Genomic DNA, 22,700 nt, shown 5'->3' with positions numbered 1-22,700 from the left:
GGGCGCTATGCAAATCATTGAGACCATTCTTTCGCTGGTGCTAACGCTGGGTATTCTGGTGACCATTCATGAATACGGGCATTTCTGGGTAGCCCGCCGTTTTGGCGTAAAGGTTCTGCGTTTTTCGGTGGGCTTTGGTAAACCTTTGTGGTCTTGGTATGACCGCCATGGCACTGAGTTTGCCGTGGCTGCGATTCCGTTGGGTGGCTACGTAAAAATGCTGGACGCCCGCGAAGGTCCGGTGTCGCCGGAGCTGATCGATCAGGCTTTTACCTCGAAGTCGCCGTATCAGCGTATTGCCATAGCGGCTGCAGGCCCCGCAGCCAACTTTATATTTGCCATCGCGGCTTACTGGCTGCTGGCGGTGGTCGGCGTGACCACGGTTGCGCCTATTGTTGGCTCGGTAACACCGGGCTCGGTGGCTGAGCGGGTTGGCCTTACGCCGGGTATGGAGTTGACGGAAGTTGACGGTCACGGTGTCAGCTCTTGGCGCAGCGTTAACATGCGCCTGCTGGAGCGTGCCGGCGAACATGGTACAGTGAGCTTCGCGGTAACCGGCGGCCAGGGCCAAGGCCTATTACAGGGCGAATTGGGTGGGTGGAGTTTGAGCACCGACACTCCCGACCCGCTCGGCGAATTTGGTATTGTGCCCAATCGCCCGGCTATACCACCGGTGCTGGGGGTGATCTCTGCAGACGGCCGTGCCAGCGCTGCCGGCCTTCAACCGGGAGATCGCATAATCGCGGTAGATGGCGAGCCGGTCAAAGACTGGTTTGGCCTGGTTGAGCATATTCGCAAATCGCCAGAGCAAAGCCTGGTGCTGCGTTTTGAGCGCGAAGGCGCCGAACGCACGCTGAGCGTTATTCCCGCGGCAAAAACCGCAGACGATGGTGAAACCATTGGCTTGATCGGGGCCGGTGTTCAGGTACCGGAATGGCCGGAAGGCAGTCTTCGCGAAATTAGCTATGGTCCGCTGGCGGCGTTGCCGATTGCGGTTGAAGAAACCTGGGCAGATACTCGCTTGACGCTGGTAGCTATCAAGAAAATGCTGACCGGATTGTTGTCGCCAAGCAATCTGAGCGGGCCTATTACCATTGCCCGTGTTGCTGAAGCCAGCGTGAGTTCCGGATTTGAAGATTTTGTGCGGTTTTTGGCCTATCTGAGTGTCAGCCTTGGCGTGTTGAATCTGCTGCCAGTGCCGGTACTTGATGGTGGCCATATTTTGTACTACACGATCGAGGCAATCCGCCGTAAGCCGGTGTCTGAGCAGGTGCAGGCCGTTGGATTACGAATTGGTATGGCTTTGATACTGACTTTAATGGTGTTTGCTCTTTACAACGACCTTATGCGGTTGTGAGAATTGCGGCTCCTTAGCGCATTAACCAGGCGAAATATTTGAATGAGACTTACTTTTCTAGGTTTAGCCGTTGGCCTGACAGTGGCCACACTCGGTATGAAGCCCGCGCTTGCGGACACATTCACAATATCGGACATTGAAGTTGAAGGCCTCCAGCGCGTATCTGCGGGTACGGTTTTTAGTTCCTTCCCGATCAATATTGGCGAACAGGTTGACGGCGCCGAGCTGGCAGAGGCCATAAAGTCGCTGTTCCGTACAGGCCTGTTTACGGACATCCAGGCCAGCCGTGATTCCGGTGCGCTGATTTTGACCGTGCGCGAGCGCCCGTCGATCAGCGCCATCAACATTGACGGCAACAAGAATATCGAAACTGATATTCTTACAGACGCGCTTTCGGGGGCAGGCCTCGAAGAAGGCCAGGTATTCCGCCGCGCAACACTTGAACGGCTAGAGCTGGAGATTCTGCGTTCGTACATTGGCCAAGGCCGGTATAATGCCCGTGTTAAAGCCACGGCCAATGAGCTACCCAGCAACCGCGTTGATATCAGTCTGGATATCAACGAGGGCAGTGTTGCCGCGATTCATCACATTAACCTGGTTGGTAACCAGGAATATAGCGATGACGAGCTAAAAGACCTGCTTGAGCTGCAAAGCACCGGCTGGTGGAACTCTATCACTAACTCTGATAAGTACGCCCGAGAGCGTTTGAGTGGCGACTTGGAAACCCTTCGGTCCTTTTATCTAGACCGTGGTTTCCTGGATTTCAGCGTAGAATCCAGTCAGGTGTCCATATCGCCGGACAAACAAAAAGTGTTCATCGTCATCGCACTGAACGAAGGCCGCCAGTACACGCTGTCTGACATCCGCTTGCGCGGCAACCTTATTGTGCCGGAGCAGGAATTGCGTGATCTGATCCCGGTAAAAGTGGGTGATGTGTTTTCGCGTGCCCAGATGACCGCTATTTCCGAAAGTTTGTCATTCCGTCTGGGTCGGGAAGGTTACGCGTTTGCTGATGTGAACGCGGTACCTGAAACGTCCGAAGACGGTACTGCAGCGGTGACCTTCTTTGTTGAGCCGGGCAAGCGAGCCTACGTGCGCCGGGTGAACTTCTCGGGCAACGTGTCCACTCGCGACGATGTGTTGCGGCAGGAAATGACCCAGATGGAAGGCGGCATTGCGTCCACTGACCGGATAGAATACTCCAAGGTCCAACTTGAGCGCCTGGGCTTTTTTAAAGGCGTTAATGTGGAAACCGTGCCGGTGCCAGGCACAGATGATTTGGTAGACGTAAACTACAGCGTTGAAGAGCAGCCCACCGGTAGCCTGTCTGCCTCTGTTGGTTTCTCTCAGGATTCCGGCATTATCCTTGGCGCCAGCGTGTCTGAAAATAACTTTTTCGGAACCGGCAAGCAGGTATCGTTTGGGGTGAATTTTAGCGACTCTGTTAAGAGTGCCAACGTGTCTTACCTCGACCCGTACTACACCGTTGACGGTGTTAGCCGCGGTTTCAGTGTGTTTGCCCGTGAAACGAACTTCGAAGAAGAAGATATCTCATCCTACCTGTTGGATGAGTATGGTACGCGCGTCACTTTCGGCTATCCCATTGATAGCATCACGCGCTTGAATTTCGGCGCCGGTTACACCCTGTCAAAAGTGAAAGAGGGCATCTTCAGCGCTCAGGAAGTGAGAGATTTTATTGACGAAGAGGGTGACGCCTTCAATAACTTTTTCCTGTTCGGCAGCTGGCGTCAGAGCACCCTGAACCGCGGTATTTTGCCTTCGGACGGCTATAGCCATTCGCTGTCGCTAGACGTCGCGGTGCCAGGTAGTGATCTGACCTTCTACAAAGTTGGGCACAAAACCGACTTCTACTTCCCGTTGACCGACTCCCAGAATTGGGTTCTGCGTACCCGCACCGAAATCGGTTACGGTGACGGCTATGGCGATCGAACGGTCATGCCGTTTTACGAGCATTACTTTTCCGGTGGTTTCGGTTCGGTTCGCGGTTTCCGCGCGAACTCGCTCGGCCCCCTGGAAACCAGAACAGTCGGTTCGCTGGATCGTTCTGATCTGGATCCTTTCGGTGGTAACCTACTGACTGAGGCTGGCGTAGAATTGATACTGCCAACGCCTTTTGCTGGCGATACGCGCTCAATGCGCACCTCGATATTCCTTGATGGCGGCCAGGTATTCGATACAGATCGTGATTTTAGTCCGAACTTCGGGGAAGTACGTTTCTCCGCGGGTATCGGCTTTCAATGGATTACCGCGGTGGGTCCTCTGGCGTTCAGCCTGGCTAAACCGTTGAACGACGAACCCGGTGACGATACCCAAGTATTCCAGTTCTCGTTGGGTCAGACGTTCTAGCGTGTTTTCAAACGAGATTTATCATAAAAATGAAACAAGGAGAAAATCGATGTCCCGCATAACCTTGATTGTGGCTGCGGCCGTAATGGCACTGTCGTTTCCTGCCATCGCCGACACCCGTATTGGTGTGGTAGACCTGCGCCAGGCCTTGTTTGCGTCGAACAGCGCAAAAACCTTCAGCGAAAAATTGCAGCAGGATTTCGCCGGTGACGAGGTAGAGGTTCGTGAAGCGCAGGAAAAGGCGCGGGCGATGCAGGACCGTCTGCAAAAAGACGGAGCCATGATGAACGACAGTGAACGGGAGAAACTGGCCGGCGAGTTCCAGCAGACCGTGCAACAATTCAATGCCATGAAGCAACGCCTGGACACCACCGTGTCACAGCGCAAGCAAGCGTTTCTTGAAGCGGCCCGCCCGCAGGTGGATGTCGCGGTAAAAGAACTGCTGGACGAAAACGACCTGGATTTGATTTTACCGAGCGAAGCTGTGGTTTACGTGAAGCCTGATTTGAATCTGACCGAGCAGCTCCTGGAGAAACTGAACCGTTAAGTCGGGTTGTTATGAACCCTTACTTTAACGGCGTAGTGCCAGGAGACCTGCGATGACATCACCGTCTTATCTGCTGGGTGATATCGCCCGCGAACTGGGCGCAGACCTCAGGGGCGACCCGCAACAGCGCATCACCGGGCTGGCCACCTTGCAGTGCGCAGGTCCCGAGCAAATCAGCTTTCTGGCGAATCCGTCATACGGCAAACATGTTGCCACCAGTCAGGCTGGTGCCATTATTGTTGCGCCTGAATTTGCTGCGCTGGCCACCTGCAGCGCGCTAGTGATGGCTAATCCCTATCTGGGCTATGCCCATTTGAGCCACTGGTTTGACACCACGCCGAAAGCCCCTGCCGGTGTTCACCCCAGCGCGGTGATTGACCCCTCTGCACGCATCGGAGCCGGGGTCAGTGTTGGCGCCCAGGTGGTCATTGAGGCTGATGTAGACATTGGCGAAGGCGTGGTTGTCGGCCACGGCTGCGTGATTGGTGCCCGCACCCGTATTGGGCGCGACAGTCTTCTGCGGCCCCGGGTTACTTTGGCCCACGACGTGGTCATAGGGCAGCGCTGCCATATTCTTAGCGGCGCGGTTATTGGCTCGGACGGCTTCGGTTTTGCCAACGAGCGGGGTGTTTGGCACCGCATTGCACAGATTGGCCGGGTGGTTCTTGGTAATGACGTAGAAGTGGGCGCTAATACCACCATTGACCGCGGCGCGTTGGACGACACGGTGATTGGTGACGGCGTAAAACTTGATAACCTTATTCAGATCGCCCATAACGTTTACATAGGCGATCATAGTGCGATGGCCGCTAAAGTGGGTATTGCCGGAAGTACCCGTATTGGCAGCCACTGCGTGTTCGGCGGTGCGGCCGGTGTGGCCGGGCACCTGACCATCAGCGACGGTGTGCAGCTCACGGGTATGACACTGGTAACCGGCGACATCAGCGAACCTGGCGTTTATTCGTCTGGAACCAGCGCAGAAACTAACCGGCAATGGCGCAAAAACGCAGTGCGTTTCCGTCAGCTGGACGCCATGGCCAGACGGCTAAAAGAATTGGAAAAGAAATCAGAGGGCTGAGGCCGATCAACATGATGTACATTAACGAAATTCTTGAATACTTGCCGCACCGCTACCCATTTTTGCTGGTGGACCGGGTAACTGACATTGAGAGCGGCAAGTCCATCAAGGGCTACAAAAATGTCTCGTTTAACGAGCCGTTTTTTGAAGGCCACTTTCCCAACAACCCGATTATGCCGGGTGTGTTGATTATAGAAGCCATGGCCCAGTTGTCCGGTATTCTGGGTTTTGTCACTGTAGGTCGAAAACCGGCTGATGGCTTGGTGCAATATCTGGCGGGTGCCCGCAAGGTGCGTTTCAAGCGCCCGGTGCTGCCAGGCGACCAGCTATGCATGGAGTCTGAAGTTGTTTCGACCAAGCGCGGCATCTGGAAATTCGAGTGCCGTGCCCTGGTTAATAACGAAGTGGTCTGCGCGGCAGAAATCCTGACTGCGGAGCGAGAAGTTTGATGGCGACACGTGACTGGTCCGGAGTACATCCCCAGGCGATTGTTGATGCCTTAGCCGAGCTTGCAGATAACGTGACCGTTGGGCCCTGGAGTTACATAGGCCCGGGTGTTGAGATCGGGGAAGGCACCGAAATCATGTCCCACGTGGTCATCAAAGGACCGACCGTCATCGGTCGCAATAATCGAATCTTCCAGTTTTCCAGCGTTGGCGAAGAATGCCAGGATAAAAAGTACGCTGGTGAGCCTACCCGCCTGGTGATTGGCGACAACAACACCATTCGTGAAAACTGCACCGTGCATCGCGGCACCGTGCAAGATCAGGGTGAAACCCGCATCGGCAATGGCAACCTGCTGATGGCGTATGTGCATGTGGCCCACGACTGCGTGCTGGGCGACAACACCATACTGGCCAATTGCACCACCCTGGCCGGCCACGTAACGGTGGACGACTACGCCATACTGGGCGGCGGTACCATGGTGCATCAATTCTGCCACATTGGCGCCCACAGCATGGCGGCTGGCGGCAGTATCGTGCTGAAAGACATACCGGCATACGTTATGGCCAGCGGCCAGTCTGCGCAGCCCCACGGTATGAATGTGGAAGGCCTGAAACGCCGCGGTTTCGGTAAAGACATTCTGGTCAGTCTGCGTAGAGCCTATAAGGTGATTTATCGCCAGGGGCTGACCACCGAGCAAGCCATCAAAACGCTGGAAACCGACTTTGCTGACCTGCCAGAAATTACACCGTTGATTGAATCGCTGCGCCGGGCCGATCGCGGCATCATTCGCTGAACGGGTAGGCTGACATTGCAAAATCCCGAGTCCTGCATCACCTTTGGCATCATTGCCGGTGAAGCATCTGGTGATATCCTCGGTGCAGGACTGATTCGGTCCCTGCGCAAACGCTACCCCAACGCCCGCTTTGCCGGTATCGGCGGTGAAGAAATGATGGCCGAAGGCTTCCAGTCCCTGGTGCCTATGGAGCGTTTGAGCGTTATGGGGCTGGTCGAAGTGCTGGGTCGTATTGGTGAGCTGGTGCGCATTCGCCGCCGCCTGCTGGATTTTTTTCTGACCACCCCACCTGCGGTGGTGATCGGTATCGATTCCCCGGATTTCACTTTGGCAGTAGAGCGCCGCTGCCGCGAGGCCGGCATACCCACGGTGCATTACGTCAGCCCATCGGTGTGGGCCTGGCGTAAAAAACGCATCTTCAAAATTGCCAAATCCGTTGACTTAATGCTGACCCTGTTTCCGTTCGAAACCGATATTTATCGCCAGCACAACATACCTGTAGCGTTTGTTGGCCACCCTTTGGCGGACCGCATTCCAATGCGACCAGACACCGCTCAGGCGCGGGCAGACTTGGGGCTGGAACTCGACAAGCCCGTCCTGGCCATATTGCCAGGGAGCCGTGGGGGAGAAGTAGAGCGCCTGGGCACGCTCTTTCTAGAAGCTGCGCGCTGGTTGCAGCAGCGCGTCCCCGATTTGCAACTGGTGATCCCTTGCGTTAACCGTGAGCGCGAAAAGCAGATTCGTGGCATCACTGAAGCTCTGGAGCTGAGCTTGCCAGTGACCATTGTGAAAGGCCGTTCCCGGGAAGTCATGGCGGCTTCTGATACGGTATTGCTGGCTTCTGGCACCGCTACCCTGGAAGCCATGCTGCTGAAAAAGCCTATGGTGGTGGGTTACCGGCTGAGTGACTTCAGCTACAAAATACTGTCGCGTATGGTGCAGATACCCCACATCGCCTTACCTAATTTACTCGCTCGCCAGGAACTGGTGCCAGAACTCCTGCAAGACGCCGCTACGCCGGAAGCGCTGGGCTCCGCCGTACTCAGCCAGCTTGAAGACACCTCAAAGCGCGAGCAGCTGATTGAATCCTTCACCGAGCTGCACCTGACCCTGCGGCAGAACGCTGATGAGCAAGCGGCCATGGCCATTGCGGCCCTGCTGGCTGGTGGCCATAACGACAAGGCGCGATTGCTTGAAACTTGAAAGTGCAGGAGCCTCTGATTATGGCCATTAAAACCCCCTTCCCGCCGTTTGTGTGTGACTATCAGGGCGAACTTCTGGCTGGCGTTGACGAAGTAGGGCGCGGCCCGTTGATCGGCGCGGTCGTCACCGCCGCTGTGATACTGAATCCGGCTCGGCCCATAAAAGACCTGGCCGACTCGAAAAAACTCAGCGAGAAAAAGCGCAACCAACTGTTCGACGAAATCATCGAAAAAGCCACTGCTTGGAGCCTTGGGCGCTGCGAAGCCGAAGAGATTGATCGCCTGAACATCTTCCAGGCCACCATGGTGGCCATGACCCGCGCCGTTGAGGGACTGAACCCGCAACCCGAGTACGTGTTGGTAGATGGTAATCGCTGCCCTGATTGGCGCTGGCCCGCGGCGGCTGTGGTGAAAGGCGACATGCGAATAGCCGCCATCAGCGCTGCATCCATTCTGGCGAAAGTAACCCGGGATCGCGAATTACAGGCGCTAGACCAGCTTTACCCGGGGTACGGCCTGGCGCAACACAAAGGCTACCCAACCACGGCTCACATGGAAGCGCTGGCACGCCTGGGCGTCACACCCCAGCATCGCCGCTCGTTTCGCCCGGTCAGAGAAGCCCTGAACACCGTCGGCGACTTTAATCCCGACGCACTAGGCGATTTGTTTGCATAAGGCGTTGACAACCCACCAGTCGGGTATTAGTATACGCGCACATTGATTGAGGCGAGTTTGAAACGCGCTTCACCAATACCAGTTTGATGCGGGATGGAGCAGTCTGGTAGCTCGTCGGGCTCATAACCCGAAGGTCGTAGGTTCGAATCCTGCTCCCGCTACCATATAGTAGAAAAAAGCCAGATCAGTGAATCACTGATCTGGCTTTTTTTTTCTGGGGTGTTAGAAAATTTGTGTAACGACTATGTGACACAAATGTGCCAAGCACTGTGGCGCTGTCTTTTGGTCTACACCCGGAAACGACCGTAAGTCATTTTTTGGCACGCGTCATATGTGTAGCAAGTCAGCACCCGAAATTCCTTCCGCTGTTCGGCGTCAACTATCCTGTCCGGTCCGCGACAACTATGATGGCCGGTTGGGTGGTCTTACTTCTTACTCTTTGCAGCCTGCTTGAGATGCTGCTGTCTTCGGTAACTTTCCCCCTCTAATTCGATAATAGTTGCGTGGTGTATCAGCCGGTCTATGGCCGCTACAGTCATCATGCTGTCTGGGAAGATTTGATCCCACTCACTAAATGGTTGGTTGGCTGTGACGATTAGACTGCCACTCTCATAGCGATGGGCGATGAACTCGAACAGTACCTGGGTTTCTGCATCCGTCTTTTTTACATAACCGATGTCATCGATGATGACGACCCTGTATTTATCCAGCCGTGTCATGGCTGTCATCAAGTCGAGATCGCGCTTGGCCTGTTGTAAGTGCTGAACCAGCGCTATGGCAGGGAACAGTTTGCAGCGTACCCCCTGTTCGGTGAGTTGATGACCCAGTGCATTAGCGATATGGGTTTTGCCAGTGCCGCTGGGGCCAATCAACAGCACATTGTCGGCATGGTGTGCCCAGTCACTGTCTTGTTGCAGCCTTGCCAGTGCGGTGTTGCCCCCTCTGCCAGCCTAGTTGTCCAGTTGGCGATTTCGCCTAAATTCATGTCAGATTGGGCGGAGTGAGAGCAGTCATGCCACGTTATTCCGAGGAACGTAAAGCGGCCGTGTTGAAGAAGTTGTTACCTCCGCAGAACCGCAGTGTGGTGCAGGTGGCCGCAGAGGAAGGCCTATCGGATGTGACTCTGTACAATTGGTTAAAACAGTGTCGACAACAAGGGGTGCCTGTGCCGGGTTATCGTAATGCTGGAGACGATTGGTCTCCTGATGCCAAGTTAGCCGTCGTGATCGAAACGGCGTCTATGTCCGAAGCTGAACTGAGTGCGTATTGCCGCCAGAAAGGTCTGTATCCCGAGCAGGTACAACGCTGGAAAGACGCCTGCCTACACGGTGCCGGTCTGCAAGAAGGGCAAGGGAAAGCCGCTCAGAAGCAGCAGCGTGATGCCCGCAAAACCATCAAGAAGCTGCAAGCGGAAGTGCGCCGTAAGGATCGGGTTCTGGCAGAAACGACCTCATTGTTGGTGCTGTCAAAAAAGCTCGAAGCCTTGTACGGCGAGGACCCGGACAGCGAGGACAGTTAACACCGCTGACCGAACGTACAAGGCTTTTAAACGACTATGACGAAGCTGTCGCCAGTGGCGCAGCCCGGTACAAGGCGGCCGACTTGATGGAGCTGAGTCAGCGCACGTTGAAGCGCTGGCGACAGGCTAATGGCGCTGTAGCGGAAGATCAACGCCCGCAAGCGGAGCGCGTTGTGCAGCCACACCAGCTCACTCACGCTGAAGAAGCGGCCATTCTAGACACCTGCAATGAACGGGAGTACCAGAGCTTGCCACCGTCCCAGATCGTGCCTCGACTGGCTGATAAAGGGCTTTACCTGGCCTCTGAGTCCTCATTCTACCGAGTGCTCAAAAAGTACCAGCAAGTGAATCATCGGGGCCGCATGAAACCGCCGCGCAAGGTCCCTGAGCCCACCAGCTTTACCGCCACAGGCCCGAACCAGGTGTGGAGCTGGGACATCAGCTATTGCCCCTCAGAGGTGCGCGGTCAGCACTGGTATCTGTACCTGATCATGGACATCTACAGTCGCAAAATCGTGGCGTGGGAAATCCACGAATCAGAGTCCGGCGAGCTTGCCAAAAAGCTCATTGATTGAGCTCTGTTACGCGAGAGATGTTGGCAAAACCCACCGGTGCTGCACTCAGATAACGGCGCGCCGATGACGTCCTACACGCTGAAAGCGCGGCTGGCAGACCTGGGTATGCTGATGTCTCACAGCCGACCCAGAGTAAGCAACGACAACCCTTACTCAGAGTCGTTGTTCAAGACGCTAAAGTACTGTCCAAAATGGCCAGCCAAGGGCTTTTCATCACTAACGGCGGTGCGCAAATGGATGCTGTTGTTCGAGCAGGCTTACAACGAAGAGCACCTGCACAGCGGCATCAACTTCGTGACGCCCGCACAACGGCACCAGGGTGTTGATGCAGAGTTGTTAGCCAAACGTGAAGCGGTTTATGAACGAGCAAAGAGTCTGAATCCTAGGCGTTGGTCTGGTGATACTCGAAACTGGGCAGTCGCCGGAGCCGTATCGCTCAACCCTGGAAAATTGCAGGAAATTGAGCGTAATAAACAGGCTGCTTAAGTGCAGCTATATGGACAACTGGGTTGCAAATCACCGGTTGCAGGGGCGGCTGAACGCGCTTTGATCAAGCGCTGAGAAGGTCTTGTTGGCGGCAAGTTTTGCCTCGCGTACCCACTTCTGGGTCCGGCGCTGGTAGCGGTCTGAGAGCTCGTACTCACACAATGCCGCTAGGTAATCGGTGTGTGACCAGTTCTTCTCAATGGCGGTTTCCCAGAGCGATTGGTAATGACGGTGGAAGGCCGGCAGACGGAGTTCTTTTAACAGTAAAGCGACAGAGCCTGTCATATCTGTGCCTCCTGACTGTTGATCGAGGACAGTAGCTCGTCGTAGCTCACTAAGGTGTGTTGGCTTGATGCAGAGCACTTGAGGTCTGGGTTGCCGCGAAGGTAGCGTGACTGAATCTCGGTAATGGACGCGAACCGGCCTGCTTGGGCCTCAATCAGCAGATCCTCCCCCAGCGACTGTTCATCATCGTACTCGAAGGCCAGTCGCAATGTTGTCACGATCCATTTGCAGGCTTCTCGGGCTTCAAGGTGCGTATCCGCAAGCTGCCAGAGTTGACGGTAGTTGTCGTCCGGGAGTAAGTCATCACGCAACTGAGAGTAACGGAAGGCCTGCGGCTTCGAGGCCAGCGAGCGGATAACGTGCCGGTAATTGACGCTGCGGGCGCGATTCTCGCCAGGTTTGGGGTAAATGCGCGGTAATGTCAGTGCCGGCTGCTGTCCGACGAACAGCACCAGCTTGTCGTGGTGCAACCGGATTTGTACCGACTCTCCAATCAGCCGCGATGGCACGGTGTAAACAACGCGCCGGACTTCGATCGTGAGCTGCGCGTCACCTTAAGGTGGAGGGTCTGATACTCGGCCGCCGTAAACTCCGGCAGAGGCTGCAAGGCCGCCTGCTCTTCAAGCGCGCGCGATCGGTTGCGCTGATTGAGCTTGTCGACAACGCGATCAATAAAAGCCTGATAGTGCGCAACACCGTCGAAGTCACTGTGACCGCGCAATAACAACTGTTGTGCCAAGCGTTTCTTGAGCGAGCCATTGGCGCACTCCACCACGCCGTTTTCATGGGACTGCCCCAGATTATTGCGAGTGGGTGTCATGCGGTAATGCTGGCACAGCTCGCTATAAGCCTCAGTCCACACGTTTGACGGTATTGCGTGCCGCGCTTAAGCTGTCGGTGCGGTGCTCAATGGACTGCCACCCACTGTTGTAAGGCTCGCTGCAAGCCCGCCGCCAGAGCCGCATAACTCTCACCACTTGAACGACGGTAACCGAGCGCCAACCGCTGTAGGCCAATCGAAATTGATAGAGCAGGTGTGGAAAGGTCTTGGATTGAATCGTAACCGGGTTGTCGGGGTGGGTAAAATCAGAAAACCCCTGTTGCGCCACAACCGCCTGCTGGCGAAAAATGACCTCGCGTTCCGGCCCGTGTAGCGCCCGCCAGAGCTTCACACGGCGTTGCAGGGTGCGCAGAATGGTCTGATCGTAGTGCTCAGGGTAATGCTCTTGCAGATAATCAAGCAGAGTTGTACCGGTCAGCTTAGGCTCATTTTCTAACAGATGGAGCAACTCTGTTTCCCAAACCGCTTCCAGTGGATCTTCTCGGGTACGCCATTGCCGCTCGGTGTCAAGGCAGGGTTTTTGTGCTGATGTCTCGATGCGTCGCCCAGATCGGACAGAAACGCCTGCCTTGGCGGCAGCTACTTCTTGGCTTGCGCCATTTTGTCGGTGCTGCATGTACAGCTCCTCTTGTCGGTTGGTTATGTGTTGACCAGGCACCTAGTGCTCCACAGTGGAAAACAAGGTACCGATTGTTACACCCAACCGGCCAAGATAATTGTCGTTAACCGGTCATCCTAATTGTCGCCGAACATTCCGCTTTCTTATCTCAGCCCGCGTTTTGCACTTGCCGATAGCCCTACAATTTACTCGTCCTGCTGGAACTCAAGAAGTTCGCCGACTTCGCATTGAAAAAGTTTGCAGAGTTTGTCGATCGCATCTAGGTCAATCCGCTGTGCAGTTTCTCTATAAAGTAGGGTGACCGTATTTCGGTTCAGCCCCGTCTGTTTCGCCACGTCCACGATCTTCATTTTGTGCTCGCCCATAAGTCGAGCTAAGTGACAACGAACCATTAAAAGCTATCCTTAATTTAAAAATGCCATCCTAAATGACAAAAAATGTTTGAAAATGTACTTTTGTTGTCTAAAATGTCTTTTAGGATGGCATTCTGATACGGAGAATGTCTTTTATTGATTTAGCGTAGCGCAATAGAAGGAAAACTTCGATGGAAAATTCCTACACCTATCTGACAATAGAAGAGCTGGCGGGTCGCATCAAATATGACTCTCGAACAATTCGACAATGCCTAAAAGACAGTGTGCTGTTAGAGCGGCGTCATTACATCAAGTCTTTTGGCCGGCGCAAAATTATCTTCATATGGGAAGAGGTGGAGAAAGAGACGCTGGTTGGCGCCCAAGCTAAAGACAAACTGTCCATTCCGATGGCAAGTGGAGTAACTTGTATGGATAATTCCTGCCGTGTATGGGTAAAGTAAGGGCTCGTAAAGAGACCGGAAAACTGTATCTGGACTTTATGTGCCGGGGCCACCGATGCCGCGAGCAAACGGCTTTACTAGACACCCTGGCAAACCGTAAGCGTGTGGAAGCATTACTCCAGAAAGTCGAAGCAAAAATTTTGCTTGGCGCTTTTAACTACGCTGAACAGTTTCCGGATAGTCGAAATCTCAACAAATTGAAAAACGACGGTTCGGGTGCGGGAATAAACGATGAGGGAGCGGATCCTGAGGTTAATGCAGCTCAGACCCCATACGTCGCAGATTTTGCAGACCAGTGGTTCCAAGAGTCCAAAATTCAGTGGCGCTCATCCCACACTCGAAATGTGGTGTCTATTTTGGACAGCTCCTTAAAGCCGGCCTTCAAAAACACTCGAATGGCGGAGATCACTAAAGCAGACATTCTCGCCGCGCGCACAAAAATGGCCAAACGCAGGGGCAGGGGAGCCAGTGGGCTTATGGCGCCTAAAACCATCAACAGTCATTTGACCATTCTTCGAATGATCATGACCGAAGCGTCGGAGCGCTTCGAATTTGATAATCCGTATCGGAATATCAAACCACTCAAACTGCAAAGGGTTCACATCGAACCCTTCTCATTGGCGGAAGTGGAACGAATCTGTAAATACGTGCGCGAGGACTACCGCAATTACTATCAGCTGCGCTTTTACACCGGTATGCGCACTGGCGAGATTGATGGTTTGAAATGGGCGAACGTGGATTTTGAGAAACAAGAAATCCTTGTTCGGGAGACGTTGATCCACGGTAAGACTGAATATACCAAGACGGATGGCTCACAGCGCGAGATCCCCATGTTTGGCCCAGTCTATGAGGCGTTAAAAGCTCAACATGCGGCTATAGGTAAGCTAAGCAAATTTGTGTTCTGCAATCGAGAAGGACAGCCGCTGGACCACAACAACGTGACCAAGCGGGTGTGGTATCCATTGCTGGAGGCGCTGAAGTTGACAAAAAGGCGCCCCTACCAGACGCGCCACACCGCAGCGACGCTGCTACTGGCATCTGGTGAGAATCCAGAGTGGGTGGCCAGGGTGTTGGGCCACTCATCAACAGAGATGCTTTTCAAAGTCTATTCCCGATTCATCCCGAACTTGACCCGAATGGACGGCTCAGCTTTTGAGCGCCTGCTTGGTTCCCGTGTAGATAGCCGTAAGGAGAGTGAATATGAAATTGCGTAACCTGAACCAGCAAAGTGCCCAAATCGTGAGTGGCACCTATCGGATTACCGGCAGAGTTGCTCAGTTTGATGAGGACGGCATTGCCGTCATTAAACTCCGGCTCAGTGCCAGTGACGGCGACCTTAATTGCCTATGCGCCGACTAAGGGTTTTGATATGTGAGAGGTCATGACTAAGGAACCCATCATTGAACCACTACAACACGCGTTGTTTTCAGTCACGAAAAAATTTATATAGGGAAATGTTACGACTCGTAAGGCGGTGCTTTAAGGTGTCAGGGCTTATTTATGGGCGCTTAGAACGCCTCTAGGGTAGCCATTTCCCCGGCAGCCAAATAACTCAAATTTATGATTTTTAAAGATAAAAGTCAAACATTCCAAATTTGTGAACCCAGCCTTCCACATTCTCAAATTCTATAGTTGCTATCGATTACGCATACTTTTCTGAACAAAACATAACAAGTGCAACTTGGGAGCGTTTATGGGCGATCACTCATATGACTACTGGCTAGGCAAAAGCGAATCGGTCGAAGCTATCATTTCCGAATGCCTCGTCAAGCGAATAGCCGTTACGTTCGGAACTGAAACGCCAAAAAATGGAGTGCCACTGCCACATTTGTGGCACTGGGCATTTTTTCAAGAGCCTGTCAGTGAAGATTTGACCGGTCCAGATGGCCACCCCGCACTGGGTCAGTTTATGCCTCCGGTCGAAGGCCGGAATCGTATGTGGGCCGGTGGCCGCCTTGCTTTCCACACCCCTTTGCTAGTTGGAAGACTAGCAAAGCGCCGCACTGAAATCATTAAGATCACAGAAAAACAAGGCAACACCGGTGCGTTATTGTTCGTTACGCTCCGGCACCAATACACCCATGACAATATATTATGCATTGACGAAGAGCAGGATGTGGTTTACCGCGCACCAACCGCGCCGCGCCTGCAAGACAGCGGCGAGATTCCGTTGATGCACTGGCAAGAAAGCGTGGCGCCGTCGACGGTAATGTTGTTCCGCTACTCGGCGGTGACTTTCAATAGCCACCGCATCCATTACGACTATCCCTACGTGACCGCAAGCGAGGGCTATTCGAACTTGGTGGTCCACGGCCCACTGATCGCCACTTTGCTGCTACACAGTTTCATCAGCAACAACCCTGAGAAAGAACCAAAACACTTTGAATACCGTGGCGTTCGACCATTAATTCAGGGAACTGAGTTCAGCCTTGGCGGCTATGCAAAAACCAACAACGAAAGCGTGCTGCTAGCCTTTAACGACAACGGCCCGGCCCAGCAAGCCCGTGTAACCTATTAAGGAAAATATCATGTTTGATAATCAAGAATCTCTAGATGCTATCCGCGATGGTGTACGTAGCCTGTGTGTAAACTATGGTGCCGAGTACTGGCGTGAGCTGGACGAGAAAAAAGCCTTTCCCGAGGCCTTTGTTGAAGATATGACTAAAGCTGGTTGGCTGGGGGCCATGATTCCGGAAGAATTTGGTGGTTCCGGCCTAGGGCTGACCGAAGCATCAGTAATCCTGGAAGAAGTGAATCGTTGTGGCGGTAATGCTGGGACCATTCACGGCCAGATGTACAACATGTTCACCTTGCTGCGTCATGGCAGTGATGAGCAAAAAGAATATTACCTACCAAAATTGGCTTCTGGCGAACTGCGTCTGCAATCGATGGCTGTAACCGAGCCAACAACCGGCACTGATACCACAAAGCTCAAAACCACTGCGGTGCGCGAGGGCGACAAATACGTTATCAACGGCCAGAAGGTGTGGATTTCGCGGGTTCAACACTCTGATCTTATGATTTTGTTAGCCCGCACAACACCGTTGCAAGAAGTAACCAAGAAGTCTTTAGGCATGTCCATTTTTATCGTTGATCTGCACAAGGCCATCGGTAATGGCTTGTCTGTTCAGCCCATCGCCAACATGGTAAATCACGAAACCAATGAGCTGTTTTTTGACAATCTGGAACTTCCAGCTGACAGCCTGATTGGCGAGGAAGGCCAAGGCTTCCGTTATATTCTGGACGGTCTGAATGCCGAGCGTGCGTTGATCGCAGCCGAATGCATTGGTGACGGTCACTGGTTTATTGAAAAAGCTGCCAAATACGCCTGTGAGCGGGAAGTTTTTGACCGTCCGATTGGCAAAAACCAGGGTATCCAATTCCCTATTGCACAGTCTCACATTGAGGTTGAAGCGGCCGATTTGATGCGTTGGAAGGCTTGCTGGGAATACGACCATGGCCACAACGCCGGTGCTAGCGCTAACATGGCAAAGTACTTGGCCGCAGAAGCCTCTTGGAAAGCCGCTAACGCCTGCCTGCAAACCCACGGTGGCTTCGGTTTCGCCAACGAATACGATGTTGAGCGCAAGTTCCGTGAGACTCGGTTGTACCAAGTAGCGCCTATCTCAACGAATCTGATTCTTTCCTACGTGGCTGAGCATATCCTTCAGCTGCCGCGGTCGTTCTAGGAGTTTGCAATGACTGATGCAACCCGAACACTTGCTGGATTTTTGGCTGACCTGACATACGAAGACCTTCCGGAATACGTCGTTGAACGTTGCGAGGAGCTCTTTCTAGATTGGATGGGATCGGCACTGGCCGGCAAGGACTATCCTCCGATTCCTCTTTTTCAGAAATATGCTCGGCGGATGGGCCCCGATAATGGCCATTGCGAAGTGCTGGTTGACCGAAGCCGTACCTCGCCCTGGTTCGCTGCATTTGTAAATGCCGCTGCATCTCACGTGGTTGAGCAGGATGACCTCCACAACAGCTCGGTACTTCACCCAGGTACCGTGGTGTTCCCGGCAGTTTTGGCTGCCGCTCAAGATCTGGACGTTTCCGGTCGGGATTTAATTTTGGCGTCGGTGGCCGGATACGAGGCGGGAATTCGGATCGGTGAATTCCTGGGGCGCTCTCATTACACAATTTTTCACACGACCGGGACAGTCGGTACATTGGCCGCGGCAGTAGCTGTGGGCAAGTTGTTTAAGTTCGACACAGATCAGTTCGTTAATGCGCTAGGGAGCGCTGGTACCCAAGCGTCCGGTTTGTGGGAATTCCTGCGTGACGCTGCGAATTCCAAGCAGCTGCACACCGCAAAAGCGGCTGCAGATGGACTGCTTGCGGCCTACATGACTGAAGAAGGGCTTACCGGAGCGAGCCAGATTCTTGAAGGCCGGCAGGGTATGGCTGCCGGCATGTCAAACGATGCTGAACCTGCGTTCCTGACAGACCAACTTGGGTCTCGCTGGGCACTAGCGGAAACCTCATTCAAGTTTCACGCTTCCTGTCGACATACGCACCCGGCAGCAGACGCACTGCTTGCACTGATGCAGGAACACGACCTCACGAGCAGTGATATCGAGTCTGTTGTGGCGAAAGTGCATCAAGCCGCAATAGATGTGCTCGGTATGGTGAACGAGCCCACCACCATTCACCAAGCAAAGTTTTCAATGGGTACCGTGCTGGGATTAATTGCTGTATTCGGCAGCGCCGGTGTCCTCGACTTCCAGGATCGCGCATTACAGAGTGAAGAGGTAGCACACTTCCGCTCTCTGGTCAGCATGTCGCTGGATCCGGAAGTAGACAGGGCCTATCCGGCTAAATGGCTGGGCCGCATCGAGGTCGTCACAACCGATGGCCGACGGCTGAGTGCTGCAATAGACGATCCCAAAGGGGATCCGGGCAACCCGATGTCTCGGGGCGAATTGGAAGAAAAGTTTCATAGATTGGTCGCTTTTTCAAAAGCCGCCACGCCGGCCGAGGCGAATCAACTGATCAGTTGGGCCTGGCGGCTTCGGGATGCCAGCAGTGTTAGTAATCTGCTGCCCCATGTCACCTCCGACCCCACTAATTGACAGGAAGTGCACATGAGCAACAGCGAACTCCGTCCGTTGGACGGCATCACAGTGGTCAGCCTAGAGCATGCGATTGCTGCCCCATTTTGCACGCGTCAGTTAGCGGATCTTGGTGCTAGAGTTATCAAAATTGAGCGCCCCGGCGTTGGTGATTTTGCCCGCGGATACGACGAGCGGGTCCATGGTCTATCTTCACATTTTGTTTGGACTAACCGCTCAAAGGAAAGTCTTACTCTGGATGTCAAAGCGGAACCGGCAAAGCCCATTCTTGATCAATTGTTGAAGGAGGCTGATGTTTTTGTTCAGAATTTAGCTCCTGGAGCTTGTCGTCGCCTGGGTCTCTCTTACGAGGACCTGCATGAAAGGTTTCCCAAATTGATTGTGTGTGATATTTCCGGTTACGGCGACAGCGGGCCTTACCAGTATCGTAAGGCCTATGATTTGCTGATTCAGAGCGAGGGTGGTTTTCTGTCCACAACCGGTGCCCCAGGCCCTGACGGAATGGCTAAGGCGGGCTGTTCGATTGCCGATATCTCCGCCGGCATGTACGCCTACACCAACATCCTGTCTGCGTTAATGCTCCGCCAAAGAACAGGGGAAGGCTCACACATCGATGTGTCGATGCTTGAGTGCCTGGTTGAGTGGATGGGGTATCCGCTGTACTACGCCTATCAGGGGGCTGAACCGCCACCCCGCGCTGGTGCCTCCCACGCTTCGATCTATCCTTATGGCCCGTTTACGGCGGGCGATGGCAAGCAGGTCATGCTGGGCCTTCAGAACGAGCGCGAGTGGCTGGCGTTCTGTAATATGGTGTTGAATATGCCCGAATTGGCAGATGACCACCGTTTTTCCAGTAACCAGCTGCGTTCGGAGAACCGTGACGATCTGCGGGGCATTATTCAGCAAGTATTCGCGTCTATGTCTGCGGAGCAGGCCGCTCAGCGATTGGATGACTCGGCCATCGCTAATGCCAAAGTAAACGATATGCACGATGTCTGGGCGCATCCGCAACTGAAATCCCGGGATCATTGGGACACGGTCGGAAGCCCAGCGGGCATGGTGTCGGCGCCGCTACCTCCGGGCCGGAGCAGTGCCTATACTCCGGTGATGAACCCGGTCCCCGCTCTGGGTGAACATACCGCCAGCATTCTTGCCGAACTTGGCTATCACGAAGAGCAAATTCAAGGGTTCAAAAGTGATGGGGTGATCTGAAGCAGGCGCGTATCGAGAAGATTCAGCGGCGCGCTTGCGTTTCCCCCCCCCCCATACTGGGGGGTCGGATTGATTTGAGAGCCGGGTTGGAAAACCCGGCTCTCAAATCGCTTATGTCTGTGGCTGTGCTCGCGCCAAAATGCTGTGGGCCTGTTTGATAACCGGGGCATCTACCATTTTACCGTTAAGCTGGAACACGGCACCAAACTCTGCCGCGCCGGCAACTACTTGCTGCGCCCACTCAACTTGACTGGAGTTTGGCGTAAAGGCTTGATGAATAGCAGGCAATTGTGCCGGATGAATGGCTAGCATACCTGTGAAGCCCATCTGACTGGCGTTAATCGCCACCCGCACGACCACATCTGGCTGGTCAATTACCGGTACCACCGTTTCTACCGGAGGTGCCAGGCCCGCTGCTCTGGAATGAATTACCAGTTGGCTACGACAGTGGTCCAGCATCTTCTCTGCCCCTAGGGTATCTGAGATTAGCCCAAGATCAGACGCCAGATCCAGAGCGCCAATGCTCAAACGTGCAATTCCACGCGCCTTTACCAGTTCAGCTAGTGCCGCAATGCCCGCGCCGGATTCAATCAACGGCCATACCGGTTTTTTCGTTGTATCGGCGGTGTGTTCAATGTCTTTAGCGCTGTCTGCTTTGGCCAGCATCACGCCAAACACCGCTTCGGCATCACGGCAGAGCGCTAGATCGGCTTCAAATTCGCCCGTACCTGCGCTGTTTATCCGCACCAACACTTTCACGTCGGGATTCTTCGCTAGGAACGTCATCAGCGTGGAGCGCGCCTGGTCCTTGGCGTCGGCTGGCACCGCATCTTCGAGATCCACAATCACGGCGTCGGCGCCGCTAGCCAACGCTTTACCGATTCTGTCTGGCCGCGTGGCCGGAACAAAAAGAAACGATCGCAGATGATCTTCAGTCATGTCGCATAGCCTTATTTAAGTAATTTTATCGTCTTTGATGCACTTAATGTTGTCGCCAGAGACGTCGAAACCCACCATAGGCCTAGCAAATAGGGTGACTTATCCTCGCGGTAGCCTGACACGCTGTACGTAATCAAACTGGAGAACTGTTCGCTAAAGGTATTGCAGGAAAGTCCTATGCGCTCGGCGCCGCCGAGCTACGTCTCCGCGCTAACGGATAGCATGTTCACTGGTGTAATTAGGATGAACGACGTTCCGTCCAATTTCTTAGCCAGAATGTTAATCCTATCACGAATTTCCTGATACCGGTCCGGATCAAAGAATATAGAAAAGCAATAGCGCCCACAGGGTCAGCGCAGCGCCGGCCGCGAGAATATACACCCCGTTCCAGCCCAACCCGGCCCTCAGGGGTGACACTCCGCCCAAGGACGCAGCCAGCATGACGGACGCCGTGTATGGTGAGGTTACTCCGCTCAGCGCCCATCCGGCTGTGATCGCCACGACCATCGCCGTAGGTGGAATTTCCATAACCTCGGGCGAAGGCAGAATGGGCACCAACAGCGAAACGGCGAGGATTGGGTTCATGCCCAGCTGCCCGGTAACGGGGATGATCCAAACCATCGCGGCGACAATGATCCAGGGTGGGATCGTTGTCAGATCAAGCCCTTGTGCCTGCACCAGCGGCACCAATAGGAATGCCCCCAAACTGCCGATAAAGCCGGCCATGAACAGCAAGACGATCTCGCCGCGATAACTGGGCAGGTCGCGCGTGACGAACAGCAGAGCGCGCTGCCGGACGTTGACACTGCGCGTCAAGCCAACCGGGGGTTGTTGCATTGCGATCCACAGAATGGCAATGACTGGAATCAGCGACATGACCGCGCCGATCACCTCGACTCCCGTGACGGTATGCAACAACACGACGCCGACCAGCACAAGACCCAGCAACACCAGCAATGGGCGCAACTGCGTCACCCATCGCTCTGTCTCCAGCGGGCGCGTATTCGATTTCCCTTGCGGCTTGTAAAGTGCGTCCAGACCCCATCCGATCACCAGCATCATCAGCGCGCTGACCAGCCCCGGCAGAGCAGCAGCACTCCAGCTTGCACCCGGCACGACGGACACGCTGATGATCATCGAAAACCCCAGGGGCGACCAACACAGGGTGGACGCAAAGCCCCGCTGGATCGCAATCATCATGCGGCGGGTGCGTTGCTTGCGAATTTCAGGGTCCGGCTCGCGCGCCGCACTTTCGGTCGCCAAGGTCCCCAGCAACGATATTGAGCCATAAAGCAGAATTAACGCGAACAGATGCCCGCCGATGGTCAGTGCGGTGTAGCGCAACCCCGAACGCTGCCGTGCGAGGAAACGCCCGCATTCGACGATTGCCGGCGCGCTTATGGCGGCATTGCGGATAGCCGTCAGGGCGGTGAACAACGCCATCACCATCGCACCGCGCTGCGCCGCTAATGCGGTCGCTGCCATCCACCCCGTATTCGTCAGCGCGGCCCAAAGAACCAATGCGATCGCGATCAGCACAAACACGACCCTAGAGGCGCGGACGCCAAAACTGAAGATAGCCACGGCGATCACAGCCAGCACCGAAGCCGCCAATGCGAATGCGGAATGGCCAGTGTATTCGAATAAGACCATCAGGAAGACGACCCCAGCTGGCAGAAAGCCGGCCAGGGAAGAATAGCGCGAGGAGTTTGAGGTATCCATTCAGGCCGTTTGATCTCCTTTAAATGTATAAAACGGCGCGTCTGTTTACCCGATCGATCGACCTTTAAAAAATAGATGGTCGAAATTCCTTAATGGCAGGCAATATCTATCAGATTAGCTTTTCGTTTCATTAAGTATCTTCTC

The 22,700-nt window shown here is 54.3% G+C and carries 22 protein-coding genes, 1 tRNA gene and 2 pseudogenes; 17 read left to right on the top strand and 8 right to left on the bottom strand.

Annotated features, from left to right (window positions below):
- The first annotated feature begins 7 nt into the window (after window positions 1–7).
- From rseP to MELB17_RS08875, 9 genes are all read left to right on the top strand, one after another.
- Window positions 8–1,357 carry an RIP metalloprotease RseP gene (rseP, locus tag MELB17_RS08915; protein WP_007349868.1) on the top strand — a complete coding sequence of 450 codons (1,350 nt, stop codon included), beginning with the start codon at window positions 8–10 and terminating at the stop codon, window positions 1,355–1,357.
- Between the two features lie 42 nt (window positions 1,358–1,399).
- Entirely contained in the window at window positions 1,400–3,724 is a 2,325-nt protein-coding gene (gene bamA, locus MELB17_RS08910; protein WP_007349867.1) for an outer membrane protein assembly factor BamA, read from the top strand.
- A 49-nt stretch (window positions 3,725–3,773) separates the two neighbouring features.
- Window positions 3,774–4,271, top strand: a complete 498-nt coding sequence (locus MELB17_RS08905) for an OmpH family outer membrane protein (protein ID WP_007349866.1) — start codon at window positions 3,774–3,776, stop codon at window positions 4,269–4,271.
- Window positions 4,272–4,323: 52 nt separating this feature from the next.
- Window positions 4,324–5,349, top strand: a complete 1,026-nt coding sequence (lpxD, locus tag MELB17_RS08900; protein WP_007349865.1) for a UDP-3-O-(3-hydroxymyristoyl)glucosamine N-acyltransferase — start codon at window positions 4,324–4,326, stop codon at window positions 5,347–5,349.
- 11 nt (window positions 5,350–5,360) lie between these two features.
- Window positions 5,361–5,798, top strand: coding sequence for a 3-hydroxyacyl-ACP dehydratase FabZ (gene fabZ, locus MELB17_RS08895; protein WP_007349864.1), 438 nt, complete (start codon window positions 5,361–5,363; stop codon window positions 5,796–5,798).
- Complete coding sequence (gene lpxA, locus MELB17_RS08890; RefSeq protein WP_007349863.1) at window positions 5,798–6,589, top strand: acyl-ACP--UDP-N-acetylglucosamine O-acyltransferase; 792 nt, start codon at window positions 5,798–5,800, stop codon at window positions 6,587–6,589. Before fabZ ends, lpxA begins: the two co-directional genes overlap by 1 nt.
- Before the next feature lie 15 nt (window positions 6,590–6,604).
- Window positions 6,605–7,792 (top strand): lipid-A-disaccharide synthase, encoded by a 1,188-nt coding sequence (gene lpxB, locus MELB17_RS08885; protein WP_007349862.1) that lies wholly within the window; start codon window positions 6,605–6,607, stop codon window positions 7,790–7,792.
- A gap of 20 nt (window positions 7,793–7,812) precedes the next feature.
- Window positions 7,813–8,466, top strand: coding sequence for a ribonuclease HII (rnhB, locus tag MELB17_RS08880; protein WP_007349861.1), 654 nt, complete (start codon window positions 7,813–7,815; stop codon window positions 8,464–8,466).
- An 87-nt stretch (window positions 8,467–8,553) separates the two neighbouring features.
- Window positions 8,554–8,630 (top strand) — tRNA-Met (locus tag MELB17_RS08875).
- Window positions 8,631–8,891: 261 nt separating this feature from the next.
- Here the strand turns inward: MELB17_RS08875 and istB are convergent.
- Window positions 8,892–9,395, bottom strand: a pseudogene (istB, locus tag MELB17_RS08870) (IS21-like element helper ATPase IstB); the annotation flags it as partial.
- An 83-nt stretch (window positions 9,396–9,478) separates the two neighbouring features.
- On the opposite strand from istB, the pseudogene MELB17_RS23705 reads away from it, so the two are divergent.
- Window positions 9,479–11,046 (top strand): annotated as a pseudogene (locus MELB17_RS23705) (IS3 family transposase).
- Window positions 11,047–11,076: 30 nt separating this feature from the next.
- Here the strand turns inward: MELB17_RS23705 and MELB17_RS08855 are convergent.
- The 5 genes from MELB17_RS08855 to MELB17_RS08845 form a co-directional block, all read right to left on the bottom strand.
- On the bottom strand, window positions 11,077–11,331 hold the full coding sequence (locus MELB17_RS08855) for an ATP-binding protein (RefSeq protein WP_007349857.1): 255 nt from the start codon (window positions 11,329–11,331) through the stop codon (window positions 11,077–11,079).
- Window positions 11,328–11,840 carry a hypothetical protein gene (locus tag MELB17_RS25520; protein WP_007349856.1) on the bottom strand — a complete coding sequence of 171 codons (513 nt, stop codon included), beginning with the start codon at window positions 11,838–11,840 and terminating at the stop codon, window positions 11,328–11,330. Before MELB17_RS25520 ends, MELB17_RS08855 begins: the two co-directional genes overlap by 4 nt.
- Window positions 11,825–12,151, bottom strand: a complete 327-nt coding sequence (locus tag MELB17_RS25515; RefSeq protein WP_007349855.1) for a hypothetical protein — start codon at window positions 12,149–12,151, stop codon at window positions 11,825–11,827. Before MELB17_RS25515 ends, MELB17_RS25520 begins: the two co-directional genes overlap by 16 nt.
- Before the next feature lie 31 nt (window positions 12,152–12,182).
- Window positions 12,183–12,788, bottom strand: coding sequence for a hypothetical protein (locus MELB17_RS25510; RefSeq protein ID WP_007349854.1), 606 nt, complete (start codon window positions 12,786–12,788; stop codon window positions 12,183–12,185).
- Window positions 12,789–12,976: 188 nt separating this feature from the next.
- A complete protein-coding gene (locus tag MELB17_RS08845) occupies window positions 12,977–13,183 on the bottom strand; it encodes a helix-turn-helix domain-containing protein (protein WP_007349853.1) in 207 nt (68 codons plus the stop codon).
- Between the two features lie 152 nt (window positions 13,184–13,335).
- Between MELB17_RS08845 and MELB17_RS08840 the strand changes: the two genes are divergently transcribed.
- The 7 genes from MELB17_RS08840 (at window position 13,336) to MELB17_RS08815 (ending at window position 19,895) form a co-directional block, all read left to right on the top strand.
- Complete coding sequence (locus MELB17_RS08840) at window positions 13,336–13,605, top strand: hypothetical protein (RefSeq protein WP_007349852.1); 270 nt, start codon at window positions 13,336–13,338, stop codon at window positions 13,603–13,605.
- On the top strand, window positions 13,593–14,819 hold the full coding sequence (locus MELB17_RS08835; protein WP_007349851.1) for a tyrosine-type recombinase/integrase: 1,227 nt from the start codon (window positions 13,593–13,595) through the stop codon (window positions 14,817–14,819). The genes MELB17_RS08840 and MELB17_RS08835 overlap by 13 nt, the downstream gene beginning before the upstream one ends.
- The gene (locus tag MELB17_RS24525) at window positions 14,806–14,964 is read left to right on the top strand and encodes a hypothetical protein (RefSeq protein ID WP_007349850.1); all 159 of its coding nucleotides are present in this window, start codon (window positions 14,806–14,808) and stop codon (window positions 14,962–14,964) included. Before MELB17_RS08835 ends, MELB17_RS24525 begins: the two co-directional genes overlap by 14 nt.
- 334 nt (window positions 14,965–15,298) lie before the next feature.
- Window positions 15,299–16,123, top strand: a complete 825-nt coding sequence (locus tag MELB17_RS08830) for a MaoC family dehydratase N-terminal domain-containing protein (protein WP_007349849.1) — start codon at window positions 15,299–15,301, stop codon at window positions 16,121–16,123.
- A 10-nt stretch (window positions 16,124–16,133) separates the two neighbouring features.
- On the top strand, window positions 16,134–17,294 hold the full coding sequence (locus MELB17_RS08825) for an acyl-CoA dehydrogenase family protein (protein WP_007349848.1): 1,161 nt from the start codon (window positions 16,134–16,136) through the stop codon (window positions 17,292–17,294).
- Window positions 17,295–17,303: 9 nt separating this feature from the next.
- Window positions 17,304–18,683 (top strand): MmgE/PrpD family protein, encoded by a 1,380-nt coding sequence (locus tag MELB17_RS08820; RefSeq protein ID WP_007349847.1) that lies wholly within the window; start codon window positions 17,304–17,306, stop codon window positions 18,681–18,683.
- A 12-nt stretch (window positions 18,684–18,695) separates the two neighbouring features.
- A complete protein-coding gene (locus MELB17_RS08815) occupies window positions 18,696–19,895 on the top strand; it encodes a CaiB/BaiF CoA transferase family protein (protein WP_007349846.1) in 1,200 nt (399 codons plus the stop codon).
- 111 nt (window positions 19,896–20,006) lie between these two features.
- On the opposite strand, the gene MELB17_RS08810 is transcribed toward MELB17_RS08815, so the two are convergent.
- Together MELB17_RS08810 and MELB17_RS08805 are read right to left on the bottom strand one after the other, a co-directional pair.
- Window positions 20,007–20,834: an HpcH/HpaI aldolase/citrate lyase family protein gene (locus tag MELB17_RS08810; protein WP_007349845.1), complete on the bottom strand. Its 828-nt coding sequence runs from the start codon at window positions 20,832–20,834 to the stop codon at window positions 20,007–20,009.
- A gap of 315 nt (window positions 20,835–21,149) precedes the next feature.
- Window positions 21,150–22,556, bottom strand: coding sequence for a hypothetical protein (locus MELB17_RS08805; RefSeq protein WP_007349844.1), 1,407 nt, complete (start codon window positions 22,554–22,556; stop codon window positions 21,150–21,152).
- Between the last annotated feature and the right edge of the window lie 144 nt (window positions 22,557–22,700).

Origin of the sequence: Marinobacter sp. ELB17, assembly GCF_000169375.1 — a bacterium.
GTDB lineage: Bacteria > Pseudomonadota > Gammaproteobacteria > Pseudomonadales > Oleiphilaceae > Marinobacter.
The sequence above is the reverse complement of the archived record's forward strand: the minus strand, read 5'-3'. Positions and strand labels throughout refer to the sequence as shown.

Excerpts from the sequence above, each read along its gene's own strand:
- MELB17_RS08835 (WP_007349851.1), top strand. The coding sequence starts at position 13,593 with ATGGGTAAAGTAAGGGCTCGTAAAGAGACCGGAAAACTGTATCTGGAC.
- lpxA (WP_007349863.1), top strand. The coding sequence starts at position 5,798 with ATGGCGACACGTGACTGGTCCGGAGTACATCCCCAGGCGATTGTTGAT.
- fabZ (WP_007349864.1), top strand. The coding sequence starts at position 5,361 with ATGATGTACATTAACGAAATTCTTGAATACTTGCCGCACCGCTACCCA.
- MELB17_RS08830 (WP_007349849.1), top strand. The coding sequence starts at position 15,299 with ATGGGCGATCACTCATATGACTACTGGCTAGGCAAAAGCGAATCGGTC.
- rseP (WP_007349868.1), top strand. The coding sequence starts at position 8 with ATGCAAATCATTGAGACCATTCTTTCGCTGGTGCTAACGCTGGGTATT.
- MELB17_RS25515 (WP_007349855.1), bottom strand. The coding sequence starts at position 12,151 with ATGACACCCACTCGCAATAATCTGGGGCAGTCCCATGAAAACGGCGTG.
- rnhB (WP_007349861.1), top strand. The coding sequence starts at position 7,813 with ATGGCCATTAAAACCCCCTTCCCGCCGTTTGTGTGTGACTATCAGGGC.
- MELB17_RS08810 (WP_007349845.1), bottom strand. The coding sequence starts at position 20,834 with ATGACTGAAGATCATCTGCGATCGTTTCTTTTTGTTCCGGCCACGCGG.
- MELB17_RS25510 (WP_007349854.1), bottom strand. The coding sequence starts at position 12,788 with ATGCAGCACCGACAAAATGGCGCAAGCCAAGAAGTAGCTGCCGCCAAG.
- MELB17_RS08820 (WP_007349847.1), top strand. The coding sequence starts at position 17,304 with ATGACTGATGCAACCCGAACACTTGCTGGATTTTTGGCTGACCTGACA.
- MELB17_RS08845 (WP_007349853.1), bottom strand. The coding sequence starts at position 13,183 with ATGGTTCGTTGTCACTTAGCTCGACTTATGGGCGAGCACAAAATGAAG.
- MELB17_RS24525 (WP_007349850.1), top strand. The coding sequence starts at position 14,806 with ATGAAATTGCGTAACCTGAACCAGCAAAGTGCCCAAATCGTGAGTGGC.
- MELB17_RS08855 (WP_007349857.1), bottom strand. The coding sequence starts at position 11,331 with ATGACAGGCTCTGTCGCTTTACTGTTAAAAGAACTCCGTCTGCCGGCC.
- MELB17_RS08840 (WP_007349852.1), top strand. The coding sequence starts at position 13,336 with ATGGAAAATTCCTACACCTATCTGACAATAGAAGAGCTGGCGGGTCGC.
- MELB17_RS08815 (WP_007349846.1), top strand. The coding sequence starts at position 18,696 with ATGAGCAACAGCGAACTCCGTCCGTTGGACGGCATCACAGTGGTCAGC.
- MELB17_RS08905 (WP_007349866.1), top strand. The coding sequence starts at position 3,774 with ATGTCCCGCATAACCTTGATTGTGGCTGCGGCCGTAATGGCACTGTCG.
- MELB17_RS08805 (WP_007349844.1), bottom strand. The coding sequence starts at position 22,556 with ATGGATACCTCAAACTCCTCGCGCTATTCTTCCCTGGCCGGCTTTCTG.
- lpxD (WP_007349865.1), top strand. The coding sequence starts at position 4,324 with ATGACATCACCGTCTTATCTGCTGGGTGATATCGCCCGCGAACTGGGC.
- MELB17_RS08825 (WP_007349848.1), top strand. The coding sequence starts at position 16,134 with ATGTTTGATAATCAAGAATCTCTAGATGCTATCCGCGATGGTGTACGT.
- bamA (WP_007349867.1), top strand. The coding sequence starts at position 1,400 with ATGAGACTTACTTTTCTAGGTTTAGCCGTTGGCCTGACAGTGGCCACA.